Genomic DNA, 26,071 nt, shown 5'->3' with positions numbered 1-26,071 from the left:
AATTTGTTCGGACTACTCCCTCCCCGGCTTCGCCGCCCGCAGGATCGCCATGCCCAGCAGCGCCGAGGCCAGCGAGCCGGCCAGCACGCCGATCTTGGTCTCGTCGACCAGGTGCGGATCCTTGAAGGCCAGGGCGCCGATGAACAGGCTCATGGTGAAGCCCACGCCGCACAGGGCCGCCACGCCGTAGAGCTGACCGAACGAAGCCCCGCGCGGCAGGCGCGCCCAGCCCAGCTTGATCAGGCCGAAGGCGACGCCGAACACGCCCAGCTGCTTGCCGACGAAGAGACCCAAGGCCACGCCCAGCGGCACGGGATCCAGCAGGGCGGCCAGGCCGATCCCGGCGAACGAAAGCCCGGCGTTGGCGAAGCCGAAGATCGGCGTCACCCCGAAGGCGACGGGCTTGTGCAGGGCGTGCTCCAGCCGGTGCAGCGGGCAGTCGCCGCCGGGGCGCAGCGGGATGGTCAGGGCCAGGGCGACGCCGGCCAGGGTGGCGTGGATGCCCGACTCCAGCACCAGGAACCACAGCACGACGCCGAGCAGCAGGTAGGGCCAGAGGCTGATGACCTTCAGCCGGTTCAGGACGATCAGCACCAGCAGCACCCCGCCCGCGCCGGCCAGGGCCGCTAGGTGCAGCTGCTCGGTATAGAACAGGGCGATGATCACGATGGCCGCCAGGTCGTCCATGATGGCGATGGCGGTCAGGAACACCTTCAGCGAGGTCGGCACGCGCGGCCCCATCAGGGCCAGGACCCCGAGCGCGAAGGCGATGTCGGTGGCCGACGGGATCGCCCAGCCGGCGACGCTGGCCGGATGGCCGGCATTGAAGGCCAGGTAGATGACCGCTGGCAGCGCCACCCCGCCCAAGGCGGCCGCCCCGGGCAGCAGCACGTCGGCGGGCCGCGACAGCTGGCCGTCCAGCACCTCGCGCTTGATCTCCAGCCCGACCAGCAGGAAGAACAGGGCCATCAGCCCGTCGTTGATCCAGTGCAGGACGCTCTCGTCCAGATGCATGGGGCCGAGGGCGAAGCCGAAGTGCAGGTCCAGGGCCTTGAAATAGGCGGGCGCCAAAGGCGAGTTGGCGACGACCAGCGCCAGGGCCGCGGCGGCCATCAGCACATAGCCGCCGGCCGCCTCGTCCTTCAGGAATTGGCTCAGCGCCTGCCGCGCTCTCAGGCTGATGATCCGCAAGGCCATGTCAGAGCGTCCTGAGGAAGCGGTTGGCGAAGAACAGTCCGACCAGGCCCAGGCCGCAGGCGACATAAGCCCCGCCGGCCAGGAACTGGCCCCACTCGATGTTCAGCTTGGCGAACGACTTCACCAGCAGCAGCGAGATGCTGCCGATATAGCCGAACGAGTCGGCGACATAGATCAGGAACCCCGCCGTGCCGACCTTGCCGGTGGCGGCGATCATCCGGTCGAACAGCATGGCGTTGAACGGCGTGTAACCCATGTAGAGCCCGGCCCCGGCCAGCACCATCCACCAGACCGGCGGCAGCACGTGCAGCTGATAGGCCAGGGTCGAGGCGCCCAGCAAGACAAAGCCCAGGGCCACGAAGCCGATGTTGAAGGCAACGGCCCGGCGGTTGTCCTTGACCCCCATCAGGGCGGCCAGGCCGGCCAGCACGATCGCCGCCACCGGCAGCTCCGACAGGGTGAAGATCGAGGCGGCGTTCTTGAAGCCCAGCTCGGCCCAGATCTCGGCCGAGAAGTTGTCGCGGAAGTCGCGCAGGGCGGTCAGGATCACATAGACGGCGATCAGCAGGATCAGGGCCGGAGCGTGGGCGGCGAACAGGGCGGCGCGGTCCTTGGCGCCCATCGGCGCGCGGCGCACGCGTTCGGCCTCGTCCTGCGGGGTCGGCGGCGGCAGCTGGGCCAGGGCGATCACGGCGACCAGCATCAACGGCGCGAAGATCAGGCCCGACACGGCCGGCATCCAGCGCTCGTCGACATTCGACAGCAACAGCATCTTGCCGACCGACTTGGCCACGCCCGACGAGAGGATGAAGCTGGCGCACAGCATGGCCCCTAGCACCTCGGTCAGGCGGCGGCCCTCGAGAAAGCCGAACACCAGGCCCCAGATCATCCCCAGGCACAGGCCGTTCAGATACAGGGCCATCGGCCCGATGACGGTGGGCAGGATGCCGAACAGCAGCAGCGACATCTCGGCCCCGAAGATCAGGGTCAGAATGGCCACCGCCCGCCGGTGCGGCTGCATCTCGGAGATCACCTTGACCCCGATGAACTTGGCGGTGGCGTAGCCGGCCACCTGGGCGATCACCAGGGCGATCTTGAAGTCGAAGGCGAACGGCCAGCCGTCCGGATGGACGAAGGCGGCGGCCGTGAACGGCTTGCGATAGCCGAACATGGCGAAATAGACGGCGAACGACGACAGGCCGCCGTAGAGGGCGAACAGCCAGGGCGGAGCCGTCGTCAGAAAGCGGGTGACCCGACCCTTGGGGACGACCGCGTCGGCTATGGCGTTCATGCTGTGCTGTTCCGTCCCTCTACCGGCCTTCAGCTAGCCCGCTTCCTTCGGCCGGGGCAATCGAAGTCGGGCGCGCGTCCACCGATCTCGTCGCCATTCCAGACGGGCGTTCCGAGATCGTCTTTCGCGAGAAATGCGGCGTGAGGGCAAGTCATGCGGGACATTGGGCAAATATTGGCGGCCCGGCGTTCCGGTTAGCTAAGATTCGAGCCCCACCGTGGGGATGGAACCGCGATTTTCCATTGGCATTCGTATTCGGCCAGACCAAGCTCGGGGCCGGGGCAGGATCGGTATGCAGCACCTTCATCAACCGGCGTTCGTGCTGCTTTCTCTATTGGTCGCTGTTCTAGGCTCGTGGACCGCCCTGGACCTCTTCCGGCGTGTCCGCACCCATGTCGGCCGGGCCCGCACCGTCTGGCTGGGCGTGGCCGCCTTCGCCATGGGCGCCAGCATCTGGTCGATGCACTTCATCGCCATGCTGGGCTTCGATCCCGGCGCGCCCGTCCGTTACGATCCGCCGCTGACCGCCCTGTCCCTGGCCGTGGCGGTCCTGGCCACCGGCGGCGCGTTCTTCACCGCGGCCGAAGCCGGCGCGCCGTGGCGGCGGGTGGCCGTGGCCGGCGCGTTCATGGGCGCGGGCATCTGCCTGATGCACTATGTCGGCATGGCCGCCCTGCGGACGGCCGTGTCGCTAGGCTATGATCCGCGTCTGGTGGCGTTCTCGCTGCTGATCGCGGTCGGCGCCTCGACCGCGGCCCTGGTCGCCGCGCGCGGTGAGCGCTCGATGCTCTGGCGCGCCGTCGCGGCCGGGCTGCTGGGCGCGGCGATCGTCGGCATGCATTATACGGCCATGGCCGCCCTGCGCCTGACGCGGGTGGAGGTCCATGTTTCGGAGCCCTCGGGCGTGCCGCCGCTGGTCCTGGCCTTCGCCGTCGCGGCCGGCGCCCTGGTGATCCTGTTCCTGGCCCTGGCGGCCTCGCTCTATGACCGTCGGCTGGACGTGCTGAGCGCGCTCGACGCCGGCCGGGTCGGCTATTGGGAGCTGGCCCTGCCCCATCGTGCGCTGCACGTCTCGGCCCGCGGGCGCGAGATCGTGGGCGTCGCGCCCGACGCGCCCCTGAGCCAGGCCGACTGGGCGGCCGCCGTCCACCCGGACGACCGCGAGCGGCGCGAGGCCCAGCTGGCCCAGGCCTTGGCGGACCATGTCGACTACGACGCCGAGTACCGCATGGTGCGGCCTGACGGCCAGGTATGCTGGATCAATGTCCGGGGACGGGCGATCAGCGACGCGCGCGGTCGGCCCACGCGCATGATCGGCGTGGTGATGGACGTCACCGATCGCCACGCCGCCTTCGCCGCCGTGGCCGAGAGCGAGGATCGCTTCCGGCTGATCGCCGACAGCGCCCCGGCGCTGATCTGGATGACCGACGCGCAAGGGCGGACGGTCTTCGTCAACCGCCACTACCAGGTGCTGTTCGGGCGTTCGCACGAGGAGATGCCAGGACCCCGATGGGCCGGCGCGATCCGGCCCGAGGACCGCCCGAGCTTCCACCGGGAGTTCACCGAGGCCGTCGTGCGGCAGCGCGGCTTCATGATCTTCGCCCGGGTCACCGATCGCCAGGGCCAGACCCTGTGGCTGCGCTGCGAGGGCACGCCCCGCTTCGACTCGGACGGCGTGTTCCTGGGCCACACCGGCTGCAATGTCGACGTCACCGAGGCGATGAGCGCCCAGGAGCAGCAACGCCTGCTGATCAACGAGCTGAACCATCGGGTCAAGAACACCCTGGCCACCGTGCAGTCGATCGCCGCCCAGACGGCGCGGCGGGCCGACTCGCCCGAGGACTTCCGCGACAAGTTCGAGGCGCGGCTGGTCGCCCTGTCTCAGACCCACAACCTGCTGAACCGCAGCGGCTGGAAGCGGGTCAGCCTGGGCGAGCTGCTCGGTCAGGAACTCGCGCCCTACGCCCCCGAACAGATCCGGGTGGACGGACCGGTCGTTGACCTGTCGCCGCGGTTCGCGGTGGCCCTGGGCCTGGTGTTTCACGAGCTGGCCACCAACGCGGCCAAGTACGGGGCGCTGTCGGCGGCGACCGGGATGGTGCAGGTCTCCTGGCGGCTCCTGCTGCAGCCCGACGGCGAACGCCGCCTGATCGTCCACTGGCGCGAACAGGGCGGGCCGCCGGTCCGGGCGCCGATCCGGCGCGGGTTCGGCTCACGGCTGATCGAGACCAGCCTCAAGGGCGAGCTGGGCGGCGCCAGCCGGATGGTCTTCGCGCCCGACGGGCTGGACTGCCGACTGGACGTATCGCTGAACGCGCCGACCGCTTTGGCCGGGATCGCCTCGGCGGCCGTCTAAGCGCGCAGGCGCGGGCGGCTGTGCGAAGTCAAAATAAATAATACTTATGTTTATAAGCCTATGGGCATTTCGATCGAGAGATCGAATTGTCGACGCTTGTCGCGGGCGTGGTATGCGAATTATATCATACATAAAGACGCCGTGAGGAGCCTTCGCGGGGCGTTGACCGGAGGAAGCGGATCATGGACAGCGCCATCAATTCCCGGCGGATCAGCCGCCGCCGGCTCGTGCAGTCGCTGGGGATCGCGCCGTTCCTGGGCCTGATCGACACCGCCATCGCCGACGCGGCGGGCGGAACCGCCAACCTCGGCGCGACCTGGCGCCGCGCGCTGGACAAGGACGACGCGGGCCTGGACCAGCGCTGGTTCGACCGCGTCCTGACCGACACGCTGACCCTGCCAGGCAGCCTGGAGCGGCAAGGCGTCGGCGAGCCGGTGGGGCTGGCCACGCCGTGGACGGGCGACGTCAACGACCGGTCGTTCTTCAACGCCCCCGGCTACGCCCGCTATCGCGCCGCCGACGACTTCAAGGTCCCGTTCTTCCTGCAGCCCGACAGCTGGTATCGCGGCCCGGCCTGGTACCAGCGCGACATCGACATCCCGGCCTCGTGGCGGGGCAAGCGGGTGGAGCTGTTTCTCGAGCGTCCCCATTGGGAGACCCGGGTCTGGATCGACGGACGCGCGCTGGGCCGCGGCGACGCGCTGCACGTGCCGCATTGCTACGACTTGGGCGTGGTCCAGCCGGGCAAGCACCGCCTGACGATCCGCGTCGACAACCGGATGATCGTCGAGATCGGCCACAACGGCCACGGCGTCACCGACCACACTCAGGGCAACTGGAACGGCATCGCCGGCCGGATCGAGCTTCGCGCGACCGAGCCGGTCTGGATCGAGCGGGTCGACCTTTATCCCGCCCTGGCCGAGCGGACCCTGACCGTCCGCGCCAAGCTGGGCCGGCTCGCCGGGGCCGGAACGGTCGACACGGTCGACGTGATCTTCGCCGGCCGCGCGACCCGCGGCACCGTGACCTGGACCGGCGCGGACGGCGCGGTCGAGGTCGTGGTCCGGCCCGATCCGGCCGATGCGGCGGCGATGCGGACCTGGGACGAATTCGATCCGGTGCTGCACGCGGTCACGGTCCGGCTGGCCAACGGCGAGACCTGGAAAGGCCGCTTCGGCTGGCGCGCGCTGGCGGCGACGCCGAACGGCTTCACCCTGAACGGCCGGCCCATGATGTTCCGGGGCGCGCTGGAGTGCGCGATCTCTCCGCTGACCGGCCATCCCGCCACCGACATCGCCAGCTGGCGGCGGATCATGCGCCGGGTGAAGGACTACGGCCTCAACCACCTGCGCTTCCACAGCTACTGCCCGCCGGAAGCCGCGTTCGACGCCGCCGACGAGGCCGGCGTCTACCTGCAGGTCGAGACCGTGTGGGCCAACCAGTCGACGCGGATCGGCAGCGGCCTGGCGGTCGACCCGTGGGTCCATGCCGAGACCGACCGGATCCTGGCCGCGCACGGCAACCATCCCTCGTTCGTGCTGATGACCCACGGCAACGAGCCCGGCGGCGGCCACACCCCGGAAGGCGAGGCCAAGCGCGACGCCTTCCTCGGCGCCTATGTCCGCCACTACCGCGAGCGCGACCCGCGGCGGCTGTGGACCTCCGGCTCGGGCTGGCCGATCCTCGAGGACAACCAGTTCCACGTCACGCCGACCCCGCGCATCCAGGCCTGGGGCGACGGCTTGAAGTCGCGCATCAACAGCAAGCCGCCCGAGACCCGGACCGACTATCGCGACTTCGTCAGCAAGTATCGCGTCCCGGTGATCAGCCACGAGATCGGCCAGTGGTGCGTCTATCCCAACCTGGCCGAACGGCCGAAATACACCGGCTATCTGAAGGCCAAGAACTTCGACATCTTCGCCGACCGCCTGCGCGACAACGGCCTGGCGAGCCACGCGGCCGACTTCCTCCACGCCTCGGGCCGCCTGCAGGTGCTCTGCTACAAGGAAGACATCGAAAGCGCCCTGCGCACCCACGGCATGGGCGGATTCCAGCTGCTGGGCCTGCAGGACTTCCCGGGCCAGGGCACGGCGCTGGTCGGGGTGGTCGATCCCTTCTGGGACGACAAGGGCTATGTGACGGGGGCGGAGTATCGCCGCTTCTGCGGGCCGACCGTCCCCCTGGCGCGGATGCCGACCCGCGTGGCGCGGTCAGGCGCGCCGTTCGCGTTCTCGATCGACGTCGCCCACTTCGGCCCCGCGCCGATCGAGGGGGCGGAGATCGCGTGGCGGATCTCGGGCGGGAACGCCGCGCTGGCGAGTGGAACCTTCCCGGCCCGGACGATCGCAGTCGGCAACGCCCCGATTGAGCTTGCGGCCGCGCCGGTCCTGACCGTTCCTAAGGCGATGACCGCCAAGCTGGTAGTCGATGTCCGGCGGGCGGGACGTCTGGTGGCGCGGAACGACTGGGACCTGTGGGTCTATCCCGCCAGCATCGAGAGGCCGACCCAAGCCGCGAGCCTGCGCCGGGCCGACCGGATCGACCAGGCCCTGCTCGACCATCTGGCCGGGGGCGGCGACGCGCTGATCGGCCTGCCGGCCGCGCGGGTGGCCAACCACGCCGAGCGGCCGGTCAAGCTCGGCTTCTCCAGCATCTTCTGGAACACCCTGTGGACCCAGGGCCAGGCGCCGACCACGCTGGGCGTCCTCTGTGATCCCCGCCACGCCGCCCTGGCCGACTTCCCCACCGAGACGCACGGCAACTGGCAATGGTGGTACCTGCTGCACCGCGCCGGCGCCTTGCGGCTGGACCTGCTGCCGGCCGGCGTCGCGCCGATCGTCCGGGTCATCGACGACTGGTTCACCGCCCGGCCGCTGGGCCTGGTGATCGAAGTCGCGGTCGGTAAGGGCCGCGCCATCGTCTGCGGCTTCGCCGTCGACGGGGCCGAGGCGGCGGATCCGGTCAGCCAGCAGCTGGTCGCCAGCCTCGAACTCTACATGGTCGGCGCGACCTTCCGGCCCGCCGCGCGCGTTTCGCCCGAGCAGCTGCGAAGCCTGGCGGTCTGACCGGGGTGGATAGCGCTAGCGGGCTAGCGCCGATCCACATTCACCGCGAGTAGAATTCACCCGCCTTCCTGGGCCTTGTGCCCAGGATCCAGGGTTCAGATTCAACAGAATTGAGGCTGAGCTAACGGTCTTTCAGCCGCGCCGACCCAAAGAGCCCGCACCTGCCTCGAGCATGGGTCCTGGGCACAAGGCCCAGGAAGGCAGCGGATTTGTATCTGCGCAGATGAATGTCGATTGGTCCTAGCGCCAGTCTTCCTCGATCTGCTCCAGCGACTTGCCTTTGGTCTCCGGCAGGGTCCGGAAGATGGCCGCGAAGCCGGCCGCGCAGATGACGCCGTAGATCCAGAAGGTGACCCCCGTGCCGGCCCGGGCGTTCAGCAGCGGGAAGGTGTAGGTCAGCAGGAAACAGGCGGCCCACAGCGCCGTGGTGGCCACGGCCATGCTGGCCCCGCGCGCCTCGCCCGGGAAAATCTCCGACAGCGCCACCCAGGTCACCGGGGCCAGGGTCATGGCGTAGGCGGCGATGGCCGCGACGACCAGCAGCAGCAGCGGCCAGCCCTGGACGCCCGTCACATAGGCCAGGCCGACGATGGCGTAGATCACCGTCAGCGCCGCGCAGCCGATCAGCAGCAGCCGCCGGCGGCCCCAGCGCTCGACCGTGGCCATGGCCACGAACGTGAAGACACAGTTCACGACGCCGGTGATGACGATGTTGAACAGCGTGTCGGACACCGCGTAGCCGGCGCCGGCGAAGATCTCCTGCGCGTAATTAAATATGATATTTATGCCGCACCACTGCTGGAGCACCGCCAGCATCACGCCGATCGCCAGCACGCGGCGAAAGCGCGGCTCGGCCAGCACCGCCTTCAGGTCGCGGCCAGGCGCGGCGTCCAGGGCGCGGCGGATCTCGTCCAGGGCGGCGGTGGCGTGGGCCTCCCCGCCGAGGCGGCCGAGAACCGTCGAGGCCTGGTCCCAGCGGCCGTGATGGGCCAGCCAGCGCGGGCTTTCCGGAATGAACAGGCAGCCGAGCAGGAAGCCCAGCGCCGGCGCCGCGGCGGCGGCGAACATCCAGCGCCAGCCGACGGTTCCGTTCCAGGAGGCGGCGATGGTCGCCAGCGAGGCGTCCGGCGCGACGGGCCTGGCGATCAGCCAGTTGACGATCTGGGCGGCCAGCAGGCCGAGCACGATGGCGATCTGGTTCAGGCAGACCAGCCGGCCGCGACTGCCGGAGGGCGCGATCTCGGCGATGTACAGCGGCGACAGGCCCGACGCCATGCCGATCGCCACGCCGCCCAGGATGCGCCAGGCCACGAAGGCGCCGAACCCGCTCGCCAGGGCCGTGCCGATCGACGACACGGCGAAGATGGCGGCGGCGACCAGCAGGGCCGGCTTGCGTCCCCAGCGATCGGCCAGGGCGCCCGACACGATGGCCCCCACGAGGCAGCCGACCAGGGCGCAGCTGACGGCCCAGGCCTGCTGCGATGGCGCCACCAGGCCGAAGCTGGCCTCGTAGAACGGCTTGGCGCCGCCGATCACCACCCAGTCATAGCCGAACAGCAAGCCGCCCAGGGCCGAGACCGCCGCCGCCAGCCAGACCGCGCGCGAGGCTTTCGTCGGCGCGTCGATCGACCCGCCGCCCACATCGGCCATATGCATCTAGAGCCTCCCCATGCGGCCGCCGTCGGCCACGATGTCCTCGCCGGTGATGAACCGCGCGGCGTCCGAGGCCAGGAACACCGTCAGGGCGGCGATGTCCTCGGGCTGGCCCAGGTCGGCCGGATCGACCACCTCGGCGCCCGAGCGGATGTTCGGACTGTCGCGCAGCATGGCGGTGTCGATCGCTCCGGGCAGGATGGCGTTGACGCGCACGCCCAGCGGCTTGCCCTCGATCGCCGCCGAGCGGGTGAAGCTGACCAGGGCGGCCTTGGCGGCGGCGTAGGGCGCCACCAGCGGCGAGGTGCGGCGGGCATGGACCGAGGCGATGTTGATCACGCAGCCGCCCGGCTTCATGCGCCGGAAGGCGTGGCCGGTGAACAGCGCCGCGCCGATCAGGTTGACGTCCAGCAGGCGGCGCCAGTCGGCCGCCTCGAGTTCGGCGATCGGGCGGTAGATCATCATGCCCGCGACATTGACGACGACGTCCAGGCCGCCGAACACGTCGCAGGCGATATCCACGGCCTGCGCCACGGCGTCCGGATCGCCGACGTCGGCGGTGATGGCCCGCGCCGCGCCGGCGCCGGCCGCGAGCAGGGCCGCGACGGCGTCCTCCGAAGCGGGTCGGGAGTCGACCAGCAGGATGGCCGCGCCTTCCTGGGCGAAGGCGCGGGCCACGGCCATGCCGATATCGCCCAGCCCGCCCGTCACGATCACACTCCGGCGCGTCACCATTCGCGAAGCTCCCCGTCCGGTCCGCGCCAGGCGGGATTGCGCCAGCGGTGGGGCGTCCTGGCCATGTCGCGCACCGCCGCCTCGTCGATCTCGACCCCCAGGCCCGGTCCGTCCGGGATCGCCACGCCGCCGTCGCTGACCGCGAACACATCGGGATTGCGGATCAGCGTGGTCAGGTCCTCGGAGGGGCCGTTGTAGTGGATGCCCAGCGACATCTCCTGGATCACGAAATTGGGCGTGGCCGCGGCCAGGTGCAGGCAGGCCGCCAGCGCCAACGGCCCGATCGGGCAGTGCGGCGCCACCGCCACGTCATAGGTCTCGGCCATGGCGGCGATCCGCCGGCACTCGGACAGACCGCCGGCGTGCGCCAGGTCGGGCTGGGCGATGTCGATCGCGCCGCGTTCGAAGAAGGGGCGGAAGTCCCAGCGGCTGTAGAGCCGTTCGCCCATCGCCAGCGGCACGCTGGTGAACCCGGCGAGCTGGGCGACCACGGCCGGATTGTCGCTGAGCACGATCTCCTCGGCGAACAGGGGGCCCAGCGGCTCGATGGCCCGCAGCACCGTCCGCGCCATCGGCTTGTGAACGCGCCCGTGGAAGTCGACGCCGACATCGACGCCGACCGCGCGCACGTCGGCGATCCGCTGCGCCAGGGCGTCGATCTTGGTCGGGCTGTCCAGCCAGGCCAGTTCGTCCACGCCGTTCATCTTGACCGCCTTGAAGCCCTGCTCGCGGCGCAGGCGGGCGGCCTCGACCACCTGGTCGGGGCGATCGCCGCCGATCCAGGCATAGACGGGGATGCGCTCGCGCACCGGACCGCCGAACAGCTGATGGACGGGCACGCCGAGCTTGCGCGCCTTGATGTCCCACAGCGCCTGGTCGACGCCGGCTATGGCCGACAGCAGCACCGGGCCGCCCCGGTAGAAGCCCAGCCGATGCAGCATCTGCCAGGCGTCCTCGATGCGGTCCGGATCGTGGCCGACCAGGCGATCGGTCACGGCCTCGAACGCGCCGGCCACCGCTTCGGTATGGCCCTCGAGCGTGGCCTCGCCCCAGCCGACCGCGCCCTGCGCCGTCTCGATGCGGACGAACAGCCAGCGCGGGCGGACCTGGAAAACCTCGATACGGCCGATCCGGTCGGCGACGGCGCTCGCCATCTAGCCGATCCTCCGGCCCGCGAAGGGGCGGTCCTGGCGCCGTCGGGCTTGCCGAGCCTGCAACAAACGCTGTCCTCCACCGGTCCTCGCCGCCTCAAGGTCCGTAACAATGGCGTCGGCGACGGTCAATAAAATATCATACTTTTTCGTCGGCCCTCGCAAATCACCCGCCGATGGCTGGCCCGGCGCGAGCCTGGCGGTATGGTGGGCGCATGGAATCGGACGAAGCGGAACCTCTGGCGGCGGGCGCCCGGCGCGGCCCCAACCTGACGCGACGGATCGTGCAGGACCTCGGGCGCGCCATCGTCACCGAGCAGTTCACCGCCGCGACCGGCTTTCCGTTCGAGGCCCAGCTCTGCGAGCAGTACGGCGCCAGCCGCCCGGTCGTGCGCGAGGCCGTCAAGATGCTGACCGCCAAGGGCCTGCTGCGGCCCCGGCAAAGGGCCGGCACCGTGGTCCAGCCGGAAAGCAGCTGGAACCTGCTGGATCCGGACGTGCTGAAATGGCTGCTCGACCGGGACTTCTCGATCGACCTGCTGATCGAGTTCACCGAGATGCGGATGGCGATCGAGCCGCGCGCCGCCGGGCTGGCGGCCAACAGCGCGACGGGGCCGCAACGCGCGGCGATCGTCAAGGCGATCAACCGGATGTTCGCGGCCGAGGGCGGCGAGGACGATCCGCTGGAGGCCGACATCGCCTTCCACCGCGCGGTGATCGAGGCCAGCAACAACCGCTTCATGCGGCAGTTCACCGACCTGTCCGAGGCGACGCTGCGCTTCAGCATCCGCCGCACCAACGCCTATGCCGGGGTGAGCCGGGCCAGCGCGGTCGACCACCGGCGCGTGGCCAACGCCATCGTCGAGGGCGACGCGCTGGAGGCCTCGACGTTGATGCGCGACCTGATCGCCGGCGCTCTGCAGCTGTTGCTCGCCGCGGGCAAACAGCCGCCGCGTCCCGACTTCTAGGCCCACACCTTTCTAGGCGCAGGCGGCGGCGTCGGCGGGACCGGCCACCGCCTCGGCGATGGCGGAAAACAGGGCGGCCACGTCGATCGGCTTGCTGACGTGGGCGTCGAGGCCCGCCGCCAGGTAGTCGTGCTTCTGGTGGTCCATGGCGTTGGCGGTCAGGGCGATGATCGGCGTCCGCGCGCGACCCTCGGCGCGCTCCTCGGCCCGGATCGCCCGCGTGGCGCTGACGCCGTCCATGATCGGCATGTTGATGTCCATCAGGATCAGGTCGAACGCCCCCTTGCGCCAGGCCTCCAGCGCCAGCCGGCCGTCCTCGACCACCTCGAGGCTGAAGTCGTCGCCCAGCAGGCTCCGCAGCACCAGTTGGTTGGTCGGGTTGTCCTCGGCCACCAGAATGCTGAGCGGCTGGTCGGCGGCCTCGGCCGAGGCTTCCGTCGTTGCCACGGCCGGCGCGGCGACGGGGGTGGCCGCCAGCGGCAGGGGAAGCGTGACACGGAAGGTCGAGCCTTCGCCGTTGCGGCTTTCGACCGCGATGTCGCCGCCCATCAGGTTGGCCAGCTCCCGCGAGATCGGCAGGCCCAGACCCGACCCCCCGAAGCGCCGGGTGGTGGTGGCGTCGGCCTGGCCGAACTTCTCGAACAGGCTGGCCCTGGCCTCTTCGGAAAAGCCGATGCCGGTGTCCTCGACCGTCAGCTCGAAGCCGGTCGCCTCGAACACGAGGCGCACCGTGACGTGGCCGCGATCGGTGAACTTCACCGCGTTGCCGATCAGGTTGTAGAGGATCTGCCGGACCCGGGTCGGATCGCCATGATAGCAGGCCGGCTCGCCCTCTTTCTGGAAATGGAGGTCCAGCCCCTTCTCGATGGCGATGCCGGCGAAGGCGCTACAGGCGCCCCGCGCCAGCGCCTCCGGATCGAAGTCGAGCGGTTCGAGCTGGACCTTGCCGGCCTCGATCTTGGCCATGTCCAGCAGGTCGTTGAGCAGGGTCAGCAAGGTCGCGCCGGACTGCTGCAACACCTTGAGGCGATCGGCCTGGTCCGCCGACATCGGCTCGCGCCGCATCGCCTGGGCCATGCCCAACACGCCGTTCAGCGGCGTGCGGATCTCGTGGGAGACCGTCGCCAGGAAGGCGCTCTTGGCCTGGTTGGCCTGCTCGGCGCTGAGCTGGCCGCTGATGACCTCGGCATAGGAATTGGCGTTGGCGACCTGCAGTCCCCGGGCGTTGACCAGGAAGCAGACGCCCAGCGCCAGCAGGATCCAGCCTTCCAGCCCCGACTGCAGCTGGCTCATGCTGTACAGCAGGGCGGCCGCCGGGACGGGCGCGGTCCAGAAGAACATGCCGCGCGTCAAGGTGTGCTGGGCGGCGATGGTCATCAGGACGCCGGCGCTGACGATGATCATCGAGACCGCGCCGGCGCTGTTCGTCGGGTGGGCCAGCAGGACGGGACCCGCGCCGGTTGCCGATAGCAGGGCCGTGATCGCGATCAGCTGGTTGCGAAAGGCGAGGATCTGATCAGGCCCAGCCTCGGGAAGGCGCGGGACCACCCGTCGCCACCAGGCCACGGCGTAGGCTTCCGACAGCGCGAAGGCGGCGACCCAACCCAGGGCGATCGGCAGGCCGATCACCTTCAGGACCAGCAGCAGGACCGCGACCACGGCGATGCTGCAGATGCGCATGACGACGTGGCCGGAGTAGGTCCGAGCATAGTACTGCTCGAACGCCTGTTGCGAATAGGACCTGTAGGCGCCGGCTTTCATGCGCGCCAGCTTGGACGCGCCAGTCTTTAAGCGCCATTGGCGAAACGCTGCGTCATGGCGACACAGCGCCGGCCCCGCCTTGTCGCCGACAGCCCGCGCGCATGCCGCGACAGAAAGCCACGCGGGCTCGGCGACCGGTTGTTAGGCATGCCCATCGCACGATCCTGGCCTGAGTTGAGGTTAGTGCCATGTCATCTTCCAACGTCGTTTCCCTCGAGCCCCGCGGCCTGTCGTCCAGAGAGACCGCCGCCGTCACCCTCGCCGAGCAGAACGCCCTGTTCACCGCCGCGCTGAACAACATGCCGCACGGGCTGTGCATGGTGGACGGCGAGGGCCGCCTGATCCTGTGCAACCCGGCGTTCGGAGCCATGTACCGACTGCCCGAGATGCTGACGCGGCGTGGAACGTCGCGCGAAAGGATCCTCGAATACGGCTTCTCGACCGGCCAGGGCCCGGTCTCGGGCGTGGCCGAATATCTGGCGCGCAGCGCCGAGGCCGGGCCGGGCCAGTCGATCGTCGGGGAGCTGGCCCTGGCCGACGGCCGGACCGTGCGGATCTCGCACACGCCGATCGAAGGCGTCGGCTATGTCGCCACCCACGAGGACATCACCGACCGGGTCGAGGCCTCGGCCAAGATCGAGTTCCTGGCCTATCGCGACACCCTGACCGGCCTGCCCAACCGCACCGCCTTCCAGCGCGGTTTCGACGCCGCGGTCGAGGCGGCCGAGCGCCAGGGCGAGATGTTCGGCGTGATCATGATCGACGTCGACCACTTCAAGGATATCAACGACACCCTGGGCCACGACGCCGGCGACGCCCTGCTGCTGAACCTGGCCAAGACGCTGAGCAAAGCCTTCCGCCGGGGCGACACCGTCTCGCGCCTGGGCGGCGACGAGTTCGCGGTGGTGTTGCGCGGCCTGAACGGTCCGGAGGATCTGCTGCGCCCGATCGAGGTGTTGCAGGGCCTGCTGCGCAAGCCGGTCGAGCATTCGGGCCGCAGCTTCACGATCAGCGCCAGCCTCGGCGCGGCGATCCACGACGATCCGGACGCCGATCCGCTGCACCTGCTGAAGAACGCCGACGTGGCGCTGTACGAGGCCAAGTCCGGCGGCCGCAACCGCTGCGTGGTCTTCAAGCCCGCCATGCGCACCCAGGTCGAGCAGCGGGTCGAGCTGCTGCGCGAGGTGCGGTTGGCGATCGCCCAGGGCGAATTCGATCTCTACTACCAGCCGGTGGTCGACCTGGTGTCGAACAAGGTCGCCGGCTTCGAGGCGCTGATGCGCTGGAACCATCCCGAGCAGGGCGTGCTGCCGCCGGCCGCCTTCATGGCCGCGTTCGAGGACACCGACCTTTCGCTGCAGCTGGGCGAGGTCGCCTTCGAGCGAGCGCTGGGTCAGATGCGCGCCTGGCTGGACGAGGGGGTCGAGTTCGGCCGGGTGGCCGTCAACATCTCCAGCGAACAGTTCCGCACCGGGCGCCTGGCCAGCGACATCGCCGACAAGCTGCGCGCCTGGAACGTGCCCGCCGAGCGCCTGGCCATCGAGGTCACCGAGAACGTCTATATGGGCTGGGGCGCCGACGTGGTGGCCGAGACGGTGTGCGCGCTGCACGCCACCGGGGTGCAGATCGCCCTGGACGACTTCGGCACAGGCTACGCCTCGCTAGCCAACTTGCGCCAGTTCCCGGTCGATCGCCTGAAGATCGACAAGTCGTTCGTCCAGAACGCCGAGGACGACGCCATCGTCCGCGCCGTGATCAACCTCGGCGCCAGCATGGGCATGAAGGTCGTGGCCGAGGGCGTCGAAAAGCCCGAACAGCTGGCCGCGCTCAGCGCCTATGGCTGCGATCAGGTCCAGGGCTACCATTTCGCTAAGCCGATGCCGGCCGGCGAGGTGGCGGCGTTCGTGCGCGGGTTTGGCGGGGTTTAGGGGGCGGGCGCACCAATTCCCTCTCTTTGAGAGAGAGGGTGGGAGGGTGAGTGGTTACGGTCTCGCCGATCGAAGCTCCCCCTCCTACGACCGGCTTGCGACCCTAAGTGGACCTTCCCCTCTCCCCTTGCGGGAGAGGGTGGCCCGAAGGGCCGGGTGAGGGGGCGAAAACCGGATCCGCCGCGACTGCGGATCGGCTGGGCGCCAGGCCGACAGGACTATCGACCCCTCATCCGTCAGCTTCGCTGACACCTTCTCCCGCAAGGGGAGAAGGAAATGGAGTCCGCTCCCACCCTCAGTCGCCTTCGCAAGCCGCGACTTGGCTAGCGCCGATCAAGCCCTAACTAAGGTGGCATGGCTGGATGGCTTCAATTTTTGATCGCGCTGGTCGCGCTCCTGGTGCTGGCGCCGCTGATCGGGTGGCTGGCCCACCGGCTTGGCTCCAGGGCCAAGGGCGGCCTGATGCTCGCCTCGGTCCTGCTGGGTTTCGGCGCGGTCCTGGATCAGCCGGCGAAACATGCGATCGAGGCCGCCGAGCCCGTGAAGGGATCGCCGGAGAACGACGAGCCTCCGCTCCTCGAGTGACGTCCGCCCAAACAAAAACGCCCTCCCGCGAGGGAGGGCGTCTTCGTGTCTTCGGAAGTCGGGAAAGGCCGTTTAGGCGGCCTTGACCAGCGACTTGGTCAGGATGCCGATGGCGGCTTCGCGGTCGATGCGCTCGATGGCGGCGACTTCGCGGGCCATGCGGTCCAGGGCCGATTCATACAGCTGGCGTTCCGAATAGGACTGTTCCGGCTGGTTCTCGGCGCGGTGCAGGTCGCGAACCACCTCGGCGATCGAGATCAGGTCGCCCGAGTTGATCTTGGCTTCGTATTCCTGGGCGCGACGCGACCACATGGTGCGCTTCACCCGGGCGCGGCCCTTCAGGGTGGTGAGAGCCTGATTGACGACATTGCCTTCCGCCAGCGGGCGCAGGCCGGCCGTCTTGGCCTTCTTGGTGGGGACCCGCAGGGTCATTTTCTCGTGGTCGAAGGTGATGACGTAGACTTCGAGCGACATACCGGCCACTTCCTGGGTCTCGACCGCCTGAATGGTGCCAACGCCGTGTGCGGGGTAAACGACGTGATCGCTGACCGAGAATTCCAGACCGCTCTTGCTCATGTTCGTCCTCATCAATGCGGACCCGCCAGGTCCGAACGCCGTGTTCTGTCCCAAACCAAAGGCGACAGCTTCCCGCTCCGCGGAATACTGGTCGCGGGGCCAAGCCTGTCAGGATTTGGAATAGACCTCTAAGACACCCTTCGCCTTCGATCGGGCGAGCCGGTTCAAATTGGCTTTCTTGAAACGGCTTCTTCGACAAGACGGACCGTCGCGAATAGCCGCAACCGTCACGTCGGCAGCGACAATAGCATAAAATTCAGCCCTATGAAAGGGTTGCGTCCTGGCATGGGGGATCTCGCCGCCAAGCTTTCGCGGGTCGGTGATCGCTAGAGCTTGAGAAATCGCGCCTGGACCGGCGGCGGGATCAGGAACCCGTGCCCGGCTTTTCGCTGAAGTACTTCTCGAACTTGCCGGTCTCGCGCTCGAATTCCTCGCGGTCGGCGGGCGGCTCGCCCTTGACCGTGATGTTCGGCCAGACCTTGGCGTAGTCGGCGTTGACGCGCAGCCACTTGCCGTCGGCCTCGTCCTCGGTGTCCGGCTTGATGGCGTCGACCGGGCACTCGGGTTCGCACACCCCGCAGTCGATGCATTCGTCGGGGTTGATGACGAGGAAGTTCTCGCCCTCGTAGAAGCAATCGACCGGGCACACCTCCACGCAGTCCATGAACTTGCAGCGGACGCAGGCGTCGGTGACGATATAGGTCATCGAAAACTCGGTTGAGGTCGGACGGAGTTCGGCGGCCGCGTTTTCGAAGTCTAGGGGCCGCTTGTCAATGCGGCTTGGCGCCCTGGGGACCCAGGAATTCTCTAGGCGCGACCAGGGCGGGCCGTGTTTCTGAAACCGGCCGGCGGCCCGCGCGGCGATGTCGCGCGACATCGGACCGTCTGGACGCAAACCATTTCTTATTGAACGAACGTGAGTATGTCGCTCGAGAAACGTCCAATAAAAACAAACGTCGGGAAGCCGACTTCATGAAGACACAAGCCTTGGCTATCCAAACCAGCGTGGAAGCCGACACCGCCACACGCGCCCTCGCCAGGGCGCGTGCGCGTGCGTTCGGTGAGTTCGTCCGCGAAATTCCGTTCGCGGCGGCCTTGCTGGACCGAGACCTGAACCTCGTGGCGATCAGCCGCGAATGGGCGGCGCAGGGCATCGCCGCGACCGTTTCGGTCGGCGCCGACGCCGGCGCGGGCGGCCTGGTGGCGTCCGAGGACGTCGGGGCGCTGCTGGCCTGCGCCGAAGAGGGCCTCGCCTTTTCACGCTACCTGCCCACCGTCGGCCAGGATGGCGTCCAGCATGTCTGGCGCACCGAGTTCAGCGCCTGCCGCGAAGGCGGAGAGACCTTCGCCGTCATGGTCACGGCCCGCGACGTCACCGGCTACGCCGACAGCGTGCTGCGCGCCGAGCGCGACCAGCAACGCCTGAAGATGGCGCTGGAGCTCGACGACCTGCTGGTCCGCGAATACGACCTGCACACCAAGGAAATCTATTTCTCCGGCACCGCGCCCGAGCTGCAGAAGTGGTGCACCTTCGAGAACGACCCGCTGGACATCGTCCATCCCGAGGACCGCCAGCGCTGCGCCGACGCCGTGGCGACCCGCAAGCTGGGCGAGGCCCGGGTGTTCGAGTTCCGGCTGGACCGCGACGACGGGGTCGAGACCTGGGTGCGCTCGGTCGGCAAGGTGTTCGTCGGCGCCGACGGCAAGCCCGAGAAGCTGGTCAACCTGTTCAAGGACATCACCGACCGCCGCCGCCAGACCGAGGCGATCGAGACCCTGGCCTTCAAGGACTCGCTGACCGGCCTGCCCAACCGGGCCCTGTTCCAGCACCGCTTCCAGGAGGCGGTGACGGCGTCCGAAACCTTGGGCGAGATGTTCGGCCTGATCATGATCGACGTCGATCACTTCAAGGACATCAACGACACCCTGGGCCACGACGCCGGCGACGCCCTGCTCAAGCGGCTGGCGGGCATGCTGCAGCGCGCCTTCCGGGCCGGCGACACGGTCGCGCGGCTGGGCGGCGACGAGTTCGCGGTGATCCTGCGCGGCCTGCACGGCGAGGCCGACATGATGCGGCCGATCGCGACGCTGCAGGAGCTGCTGCGCCGCCCGATCGAGCACGCCGGCCGCAGCTTCACCGCCAGCGCCAGCATCGGGGCGGCCCTGCACGGCGATCCGGACGCCGATCCGGCCCACATGATCAAGAACGCCGACATCGCCCTCTATCGGGCCAAGGAGGCGGGCCGCAACCGCAGCATCCTGTTCGAGCCGTCGATGCGTTCCGAGGTCGAGCAGCGGATCGAGCTGCTGCGCGACGTTCGCGCGGCCCTGACCGCCGACGAGTTCGTGCTGTACTACCAGCCCGTCGTCGACATCCGCGAGGGCAAGGTCGCCGGCTTCGAGGCCCTGATGCGCTGGAACCATCCCGAGCAGGGCGTGCTGCCGCCGGCCCGGTTCATGGCCGCCTTCGAGGACCAGGACCTGTCCCTGAAGCTGGGTGACGTCGCCTTCGAGCGGGCCCTGAAGCAGATGCGCACCTGGATGGACCAGGGTGTCGAGTTCGGCCGCGTGGCGGTCAACATCTCGGCCGCCCAGTTCCGCAGCGGCCGCCTGGCCGAAGAGGTCCAGGACCGCCTGGCCCGCTGGAACGTACCGTGCGACCGCCTGACCATCGAGGTCACCGAGAACGTCTATATGGGCTGGGGCTCGGACCTGGTCAGCGACACCGTCAAGCGGCTGCACGACGCGGGAGTGATGATCGCCCTGGACGACTTCGGCACCGGCTATGCCAGCCTGGCCAACCTCCGCCAGTTCCCGATCGACCGCCTGAAGATCGACAAGTCCTTCGTCCAGAACACCGAGGATGAGGCGATCGTGAAGGCCGTGATCACCCTGGGCACCTCGATGGGCATGAAGGTGGTGGCCGAGGGCGTCGAGGACGCCGCCCAGCTGAAGGCGCTGGAGCACTACGGCTGCGACCAGGTGCAGGGCTACCACTTCGGCCGCCCGATGCCGGCGGACCAGGTAGCGAGGTTCCTCGAGGGGTTTACGGTCTAGCGGCGGCGCGGTGGCTTCGGTGTGGGGCTGGCTGCAACGGGTGGGAAGCGGACGCTACTCTTTTCGCCAAACGGTCCGCTGAATCATCCTTAGGTGAAATGCGTGCGCACAGAGGAAGGTGATCGCCACGAAAATGTTCACAGGTATGACGAGACCTTCCTGACCGGGTCTCGGTTTGCCAAATATCGTCAATGCAACGACAGCCGCCAAACAGATCGCGGCAAGCACAGGCGTGAACGCAAGCGCCATCCTGCGTGGCGCTGCCCAGGTGACCGCGCCATCCAGCCACCATTGCATCGGCAGTCGACGCTCCATTTCGAAGCGACGGTTGGCGCGCAGTGACATTGCTGTGAGAAGCGCCACGGCAACCAAAGCTATTGCCATCGCCAATATTGCTTGTGTCATGAGGCTGACTCCAATCTCGAGAGGTTAAGTCCTGCACGGCAAAGTCCGCAACGGGTCGTGAGCGGCCATAGAGGCACGCCCGCGCCCTCTCAACCTTGACGGCAGCGCTAGGGATCCTAACCTCCGCGCCTGGCGGCGTTTTGTGGGGGGGAAGCTTGTCGGCTCTTGTTCTGATCCTCAGCGGCCTGTTGGCCGGCCAGAGCGCCTCGATACCGCCGAACCCGCCGCCCAAGGCCGGCGTGGAGAGTTCTGAAATTCGAGTGCAGGCCCGCTTCACGCCGTTGGCGGCGCACAAGGCGGCGCCCTATGAGCTCGTTCACGGCCACATTGTCCTCAAGGCCGTGGTCGCGGGCAGGGATGTCTGGGCTCTCGTCGACACCGGGGCGGAGCGCAGCCTGATCGACACGGCCCTGGCGGCCGACGCCGGCCTCCGGATTGACGCGCCACAGGGCACGGTGCGGACGTCCACGGGCTCCTCAATACCGAAGCGCCGCGTGTCTGACGTCGAGATCAAGATTCCCGATCAGCTGGAGATCCACAGCCCCGCGGTCGCGGGTCTGGATATGACCGCGATGTCGGCAGCCATGGGAAGAAAGGTCGAGTTCGTGTTGGGGGCGGACTTCCTGTCCATGGCCGCGGTCAAGCTGGATCCGGCCAAGCGGACCTTGGACCTCTACCCTTCGGGCGTGTTGCGACCGCCAGCGGGGTTCCCGTCCCTGCCTCTGAAAGGCGGTTATCGGATCGAGGTCCTCGTCGATGGGAAGCCGGTGCTCGTCGAACTGGATCTTGGGGCTTCCGGGGCCCTCACCCTAGAACCGGCGACCTGGGCGCGGGTCGGGCCCGCCAATGCAAGGGTCGAGCGTGGCGGAACCCTTGGCGTGGATGGACGCGAGCGCGCCGTCGATTTCGGCGTCCTGCCTGCCGTTAGCGTTGGAAACAACCGCTACACAAATGTACGGACCCAGATCATGCCGTGGCCCGGCGATGATACGGAAGGCGCCATTGGCATGGACCTTCTTGATCAGCTGTTCATCGTGCTGGACGCCAAGGCCGGCACGATTTGGCTCGCGCCGCCGGCGGGGTCGTCGCGCGGCGGCTAGGGCGTTTTCAGCGAGCTCTGTTTGGTATTCACCGTCGACTAAGACCCTGAGGAGAGGGCCGGCGTTTCGACGAACAGCCGGCGGCGCTCTACATCTAAGGCTTGAGCTGCACCGGCGCGATCTGGCCGCTGCCGACCACCCACAGCTCGCCCTTGCCCGTGGTGACGTACATCGGCTGGTGGTAGAGCAGGCTCAGAAACACGTGGGTCTCGACCGGGGTCGGCGACACCACGTGCGAGACCACCATGCCCTCGGTCTTGGCGCCGGGCGGCAGCTTGGGTTGGGCGATGGTCAGGCAGCTGGCCGACAGGGCGTCGCGCTCCTCGACCGTCGAGCCGTCGGCGCTGATCGTGAAGCGGTAGTGGCCGCCGACCGGGATAACCCCCTGGCCGGGGCTGGGGGCCAGCATCCAGACCAGCCAGCCGTCGCCGTCCGGATCCTTGATCACCGCGCTGTTGTAGCCGGGCCGGCACCCGCCGGACATGAAGGACGCGGCGGTCTGGCGCGCGGCGAACATCGCCCGCTCCTCGCCGGTCAGGCCGCGATGCCTCGGCTGGGTGACCGGGCCGACGCCCTTGGCGCTGACCTCGACGTCGTAGCCGACCTCCAGACCCTGGCCGAGGTCGCGCAGGAAGCGGACCTTGGCGACCTTGCCGTCGTCCTCGACCAGCCAGCCCTTGAGGCCGGCGGCCGCCAGGTCGGGGACCTTGGCCGCCACGGCGTCGGTGGCGCGCCAGGCCGACAGGTCCTGCCGGTACAGGGCCAGGCCCATGCGCTGCAGCTGCGGCAGGTCGAAGGTGCGGATCGGTGTCCGGGTCTCGGCCAGCGTCGGCGAGGCGACGACGGTGAAGCCGGCCAGGGCCAGCCCGAGAAGGCGGGGTAGGAGACGCGTCATGGTAAAGCTCCTGCCCCGTGATGACCCAGGGTAGCGGATCAGGAGCGAAGGTCTACCCCTGCACCGCCTCGTATAACCCACGCGCCTCGGTGGCGGGGCCGCGCCTTTCGCCGCAGTCCAGCACCCGCACCGCGACCAGCCGACCGGCCAGGCCGAACACCAGGAGGTCGCCGGGCTTGACCGTCCGCGAGGGCTTGTCGACGCGGCTCTCGGCCCCCGACCGGGTTAGGCGGATCCGGCCCTCGTCGACGAACCGGGCGGCCAGCGAGCGGGTCTTGAAGAAGCGGGCCCGCCACAGCCAGATGTCCGCCCTCACCGAATCCTTGGCGGCGTCGTGCGTCGCCTCCGTCATGACGCGGCTTTCTGGACGACCGGCTTGCGGCGCTTCGGGCGCTTCCGCCGCGGCGGCGGCTCGGTCAGCTTGGCCAGGGCCGCGAACGGCGAGTCCGGGCGGGCCTTGATCGGCTTCTGCTCCAGCCTGGCCGCGCCGCGCCGCTTCCAGACGATCGGCGCGTCGGGCTTGGCGCGGATGGCGGGCGTGTAGTCCAGGGCCCGCAGCACGGCCGAGGCCTGGGGCGCGGTCCAGCCCAATGTCTCCAGCGAGGCCTCCGTCACGACCACGCCCCCGGGGCGTTGTTCGGCGCGCAGCAGGGCGTCCAGCGTCTCCAGCGCCTCGACCGGGACGCTGAAGCCGGCGACGGCGCGCAGGCCGCTGGCCGACAGCTCGCGCGGCGAGGGTTCGGGCTTGGGCAGGACCTCCAGCGTCGTCAGCGCGCCGCGCCAGCCGGACGGGTTCAGCGCCCGAGCGCAGGCCACGGCCTCGGCTTTCAGCACGCCGGGGCAGTAGAGGCTGAACGCCCCGATCCGCACGCCCAGGCTCTTCAAGGTTCGCCGCTCGCCCTGGCTCAGGGCCTTCAGCTCCGGATCGACCGGACCCTTGTCCAGCACCCCGCCGGCCTCGAGCAGGCGGTGGGCGATGCCGCGCGGCAGGCCGCGAAGCTCGCCGCCGGCCAGGGCCCGTTCCAGCTTGCGCAGCGGCGCCAGGGCGCGGTCGACCTCGCCGGCCAGGAAGGCGTCCAGCCGCCGCTCAGCCCGCTCGCGGGCGTGCAGGGGACCCAGATCGCCCAGCAGCCGGGCGCGGGGCGACAGCAGCGGCAGGTCGTGGCGCACCGCGCCGGCGATCTCGCCGCGCCACAGGATCGCGCCGTCGGGAGTCAGGGCGAAGGCGTCGTCGGCCTCGCTGGCCAGCACGCCCAGGCGGCGGGCGATCTCGGGCCCGACCGCGCGTTGGGCGGCGTTGCGCAGGGCCTTCTCCTCCAGCGCCGAGGCGCCCTTCTCGGGGGTGAAGGTCACGCCGGCCAGGTGGCCGACCAGGTGGCCCTCGACGGTGACCTCGCCGCCCTGGCCGACGCCGGCCAGCAGGGTCTCGCGCTCGCCCAGCTGCTTCATCAGCACGCTGGTGCGGCGGTCGATGAACCGGGCCATCAGCTTTTCATGCAGGGTGTCGCTGATCCGGTCCTCCAGCTGGCGGGTCAGGCCCTGCCAGTGGGCGGGGTTCGCCACCCAGTCGGGACGGTTGGCGATGTAGGACAGCGTCCGCACGCCGGAGAGCCGCGCGGCCAGGCTGTCGATCTCGCCGTCCACCCGGTCCAGCGCCTTGAACTGGCCGCCGACCCAGTCCTCGGGCAGGCGCTTGCGGCCGGTGGTCAGGTCGTCGAACAGGGTGCGCGCCATGCGCTGGTGGTCGTCGTCGGTGGTCTTGCGGAAGTCCGGCGTCTGGCAAACGTCCCACAGCCGCAACAGGGCCGAGCGGTCGGCCTTGCAGCGGGCGACCACGTCCTCCTGCTTGGCCAGGGCCCGCAGGGTGCGCTCGTCCAGCGCCTCCTGCGACAGCGACAGGCCGTTGCGGCGCGGCGTCTCGGCCAGCGACCGCAACAGGCCGGGCAGCGAACCGAAGTCCAGCCGGGCGTTGCGCCACTCGGCGCCGATGATCGGTTCGAAGGTATGGTTCTCGACCGCCTCGACCAGGTCCTCGTCGATCTCCTCGCAGTCGCCGGTCACCCCGAAGGTGCCGTCGCGGGTGTAACGGCCCGCCCGGCCGGCGATCTGGCCGACCTCCTGCGGATAGAGCCAGCGGGTGCGCTTGCCGTCGAACTTGCGCAGGCCGGCGAAGGCCACGTGGTCGACGTCCATGTTCAGGCCCATGCCGATGGCGTCGGTGGCCACCAGGAAATCGACCTCGCCCGACTGGTAGAGGGCGACCTGGGCGTTGCGAGTGCGGGGGCTGAGGCTCCCCATCACCACCGCCGCCCCGCCGCGCTGCCGCCGGATCAGCTCGGCGATGGCGTAGACCGCGTCGGTGGAGAAGGCGACGATCGCCGTCCGCCGGGGCAGGCGGGTCAGTTTCTTGGAGCCGGCATAGGAAAGGTTCGAGAACCGCTCGCGCCCGACGATCTCGGCGTCCGGCAGCAGGCGGCGGACCAGGTGGGCCATGGTCCCGGCCCCCAGGAACATGGTCTCGAACTTGCCGCGCGCATGCAGCAGGCGGTGGGTGAAGATGTGGCCGCGCTCGGGATCGGCGCACAGCTGGATCTCGTCGACGGCCAGGAAATCGACCTCGCGGCCCAGCGGCATGGCCTCGACCGTGCAGACGAAATAGGCCGCCCGGGGCGGGACGATCTTCTCCTCGCCGGTGATCAGGGCGACGCTGGCCTTGCCGCGCAGCTTGACGATCCGGTCGTAGATCTCGCGCGCCAGCAGGCGCAGCGGCAAGCCGATCATCCCCGAGGCGTGCCCCAGCATCCGCTCGACGGCCAGGTGCGTCTTGCCGGTATTGGTGGGCCCCAGGACCGCGGTCAGCTTCGAAGGGGCCAGGCCGGTCGAACGGTCACTCATCTTACGAAGGTGGGATGGGAATCGGGCGGGGGCAAGCGGGGTGCGGCGAAGGGCTACGGTGGGGCGGGGAGTGAAGGCCGGCTGAGCCGGTGAAGGGCGGCTATGGGTGGTTAGCGGAAGTTGACGACACTGGATGCTCCCCCGCGATGCGGGGGAGCTGTCGCGGAGCGACTGAGGGGGCAAGCAGGACGCATGCCGCGTTGGCCCCCTCCGGCCCTCCGGGCCACCTCCCCCGCGGCGCGGGGGAGGAGACGTCCGACTTGGGTCGCGAGCCGACCTCCCGGGTTGGTGCGATCCTTAAATCTCTTGGAGGCTGCAGCGTGCAGGGCTGATCAGGTCAGTCAAGGACGACGCTCCGCGTCGCCGCGCGCGGCCGCCCGGAGGGCGGTCCTTGAGTGACCTGATCAGCCCTGCGATCGTCTCGCCGTGAGATGTAGGGAGGGCTCCTTCTCC

19 protein-coding genes are annotated in these 26,071 nt (G+C 69.2%); 7 read left to right on the top strand and 12 right to left on the bottom strand.

Annotated features, from left to right (window positions below; translation table 11 throughout):
* Positions 1 to 12: 12 nt before the first annotated feature.
* Both nhaA and ASC70_RS07525 read right to left on the bottom strand, forming a co-directional pair.
* On the bottom strand, positions 13 to 1,197 hold the full coding sequence (gene nhaA / locus ASC70_RS07530) for a Na+/H+ antiporter NhaA (RefSeq protein ID WP_056048241.1): 1,185 nt from the start codon (positions 1,195 to 1,197) through the stop codon (positions 13 to 15).
* A 1-nt stretch (position 1,198) separates the two neighbouring features.
* Positions 1,199 to 2,488 (bottom strand): DUF5690 family protein, encoded by a 1,290-nt coding sequence (locus ASC70_RS07525; RefSeq protein ID WP_056048237.1) that lies wholly within the window; start codon positions 2,486 to 2,488, stop codon positions 1,199 to 1,201.
* Positions 2,489 to 2,780: 292 nt separating this feature from the next.
* Here ASC70_RS07525 and ASC70_RS07520 point away from each other — a divergent pair, with 292 nt between their 5' ends.
* Together ASC70_RS07520 and ASC70_RS07515 are read left to right on the top strand one after the other, a co-directional pair.
* Positions 2,781 to 4,844: an MHYT domain-containing protein gene (locus ASC70_RS07520; RefSeq protein WP_056048234.1), complete on the top strand. Its 2,064-nt coding sequence runs from the start codon at positions 2,781 to 2,783 to the stop codon at positions 4,842 to 4,844.
* 182 nt (positions 4,845 to 5,026) lie between these two features.
* A complete protein-coding gene (locus ASC70_RS07515; protein ID WP_056048232.1) occupies positions 5,027 to 7,909 on the top strand; it encodes a sugar-binding domain-containing protein in 2,883 nt (960 codons plus the stop codon).
* A 240-nt stretch (positions 7,910 to 8,149) separates the two neighbouring features.
* Here the strand turns inward: ASC70_RS07515 and ASC70_RS07510 are convergent, their stop codons facing one another.
* Genes ASC70_RS07510 through dgoD form a run of 3 tightly spaced genes read right to left on the bottom strand, consistent with a single transcriptional unit; the run spans position 8,150 to position 11,451 of the window.
* Complete coding sequence (locus ASC70_RS07510; RefSeq protein WP_200939238.1) at positions 8,150 to 9,565, bottom strand: sugar porter family MFS transporter; 1,416 nt, start codon at positions 9,563 to 9,565, stop codon at positions 8,150 to 8,152.
* Entirely contained in the window at positions 9,566 to 10,297 is a 732-nt protein-coding gene (locus tag ASC70_RS07505; RefSeq protein WP_056048229.1) for an SDR family NAD(P)-dependent oxidoreductase, read from the bottom strand.
* Complete coding sequence (gene dgoD / locus ASC70_RS07500; protein WP_056048227.1) at positions 10,291 to 11,451, bottom strand: galactonate dehydratase; 1,161 nt, start codon at positions 11,449 to 11,451, stop codon at positions 10,291 to 10,293. The genes ASC70_RS07505 and dgoD overlap by 7 nt, the downstream gene beginning before the upstream one ends.
* Before the next feature lie 212 nt (positions 11,452 to 11,663).
* Between dgoD and ASC70_RS07495 the strand changes: the two genes are divergently transcribed.
* Positions 11,664 to 12,416 carry a FadR/GntR family transcriptional regulator gene (locus ASC70_RS07495; RefSeq protein WP_056048225.1) on the top strand — a complete coding sequence of 251 codons (753 nt, stop codon included), beginning with the start codon at positions 11,664 to 11,666 and terminating at the stop codon, positions 12,414 to 12,416.
* Positions 12,417 to 12,428: 12 nt separating this feature from the next.
* Here the strand turns inward: ASC70_RS07495 and ASC70_RS07490 are convergent, their stop codons facing one another.
* Positions 12,429 to 14,177, bottom strand: coding sequence for an ATP-binding protein (locus ASC70_RS07490; RefSeq protein WP_056048224.1), 1,749 nt, complete (start codon positions 14,175 to 14,177; stop codon positions 12,429 to 12,431).
* 188 nt (positions 14,178 to 14,365) lie between these two features.
* On the opposite strand from ASC70_RS07490, the gene ASC70_RS07485 reads away from it, so the two are divergent.
* Together ASC70_RS07485 and ASC70_RS07480 are read left to right on the top strand one after the other, a co-directional pair.
* The gene (locus tag ASC70_RS07485; protein ID WP_082539825.1) at positions 14,366 to 16,105 is read left to right on the top strand and encodes a bifunctional diguanylate cyclase/phosphodiesterase; all 1,740 of its coding nucleotides are present in this window, start codon (positions 14,366 to 14,368) and stop codon (positions 16,103 to 16,105) included.
* Positions 16,106 to 16,480: 375 nt separating this feature from the next.
* Positions 16,481 to 16,690 carry a hypothetical protein gene (locus tag ASC70_RS07480; RefSeq protein ID WP_056048221.1) on the top strand — a complete coding sequence of 70 codons (210 nt, stop codon included), beginning with the start codon at positions 16,481 to 16,483 and terminating at the stop codon, positions 16,688 to 16,690.
* A gap of 72 nt (positions 16,691 to 16,762) precedes the next feature.
* On the opposite strand, the gene ASC70_RS07475 is transcribed toward ASC70_RS07480, so the two are convergent.
* The gene (locus tag ASC70_RS07475) at positions 16,763 to 17,266 is read right to left on the bottom strand and encodes a CarD family transcriptional regulator (RefSeq protein WP_047408402.1); all 504 of its coding nucleotides are present in this window, start codon (positions 17,264 to 17,266) and stop codon (positions 16,763 to 16,765) included.
* Between the two features lie 364 nt (positions 17,267 to 17,630).
* A complete protein-coding gene (gene fdxA / locus ASC70_RS07470) occupies positions 17,631 to 17,972 on the bottom strand; it encodes a ferredoxin FdxA (protein ID WP_047408863.1) in 342 nt (113 codons plus the stop codon).
* Positions 17,973 to 18,238: 266 nt separating this feature from the next.
* Here fdxA and ASC70_RS07465 point away from each other — a divergent pair, with 266 nt between their 5' ends.
* Positions 18,239 to 20,323 carry a bifunctional diguanylate cyclase/phosphodiesterase gene (locus tag ASC70_RS07465; protein WP_056048218.1) on the top strand — a complete coding sequence of 695 codons (2,085 nt, stop codon included), beginning with the start codon at positions 18,239 to 18,241 and terminating at the stop codon, positions 20,321 to 20,323.
* 54 nt (positions 20,324 to 20,377) lie between these two features.
* On the opposite strand, the gene ASC70_RS24420 is transcribed toward ASC70_RS07465, so the two are convergent.
* Complete coding sequence (locus tag ASC70_RS24420) at positions 20,378 to 20,728, bottom strand: hypothetical protein (RefSeq protein WP_200939239.1); 351 nt, start codon at positions 20,726 to 20,728, stop codon at positions 20,378 to 20,380.
* A 155-nt stretch (positions 20,729 to 20,883) separates the two neighbouring features.
* Here ASC70_RS24420 and ASC70_RS07460 point away from each other — a divergent pair, with 155 nt between their 5' ends.
* Positions 20,884 to 21,828 carry a pepsin/retropepsin-like aspartic protease family protein gene (locus ASC70_RS07460; RefSeq protein ID WP_056048214.1) on the top strand — a complete coding sequence of 315 codons (945 nt, stop codon included), beginning with the start codon at positions 20,884 to 20,886 and terminating at the stop codon, positions 21,826 to 21,828.
* A 94-nt stretch (positions 21,829 to 21,922) separates the two neighbouring features.
* Here the strand turns inward: ASC70_RS07460 and ASC70_RS07455 are convergent, their stop codons facing one another.
* From ASC70_RS07455 to ASC70_RS07445, 3 genes are read right to left on the bottom strand one after another with little or no spacing between them, the layout of a single operon-like run.
* Entirely contained in the window at positions 21,923 to 22,723 is an 801-nt protein-coding gene (locus tag ASC70_RS07455) for a hypothetical protein (RefSeq protein WP_056048211.1), read from the bottom strand.
* A gap of 52 nt (positions 22,724 to 22,775) precedes the next feature.
* Positions 22,776 to 23,075 carry an RNA-binding S4 domain-containing protein gene (locus ASC70_RS07450; RefSeq protein WP_056048209.1) on the bottom strand — a complete coding sequence of 100 codons (300 nt, stop codon included), beginning with the start codon at positions 23,073 to 23,075 and terminating at the stop codon, positions 22,776 to 22,778.
* A complete protein-coding gene (locus ASC70_RS07445) occupies positions 23,072 to 25,618 on the bottom strand; it encodes a helicase-related protein (RefSeq protein ID WP_056048206.1) in 2,547 nt (848 codons plus the stop codon). The genes ASC70_RS07450 and ASC70_RS07445 overlap by 4 nt, the downstream gene beginning before the upstream one ends.
* Positions 25,619 to 26,071 lie beyond the last annotated feature (453 nt).

The organism is Caulobacter sp. Root343 (assembly GCF_001425745.1).
Lineage (GTDB): Bacteria > Pseudomonadota > Alphaproteobacteria > Caulobacterales > Caulobacteraceae > Caulobacter.
The sequence above is the reverse complement of the archived record's forward strand: the minus strand, read 5'-3'. Positions and strand labels throughout refer to the sequence as shown.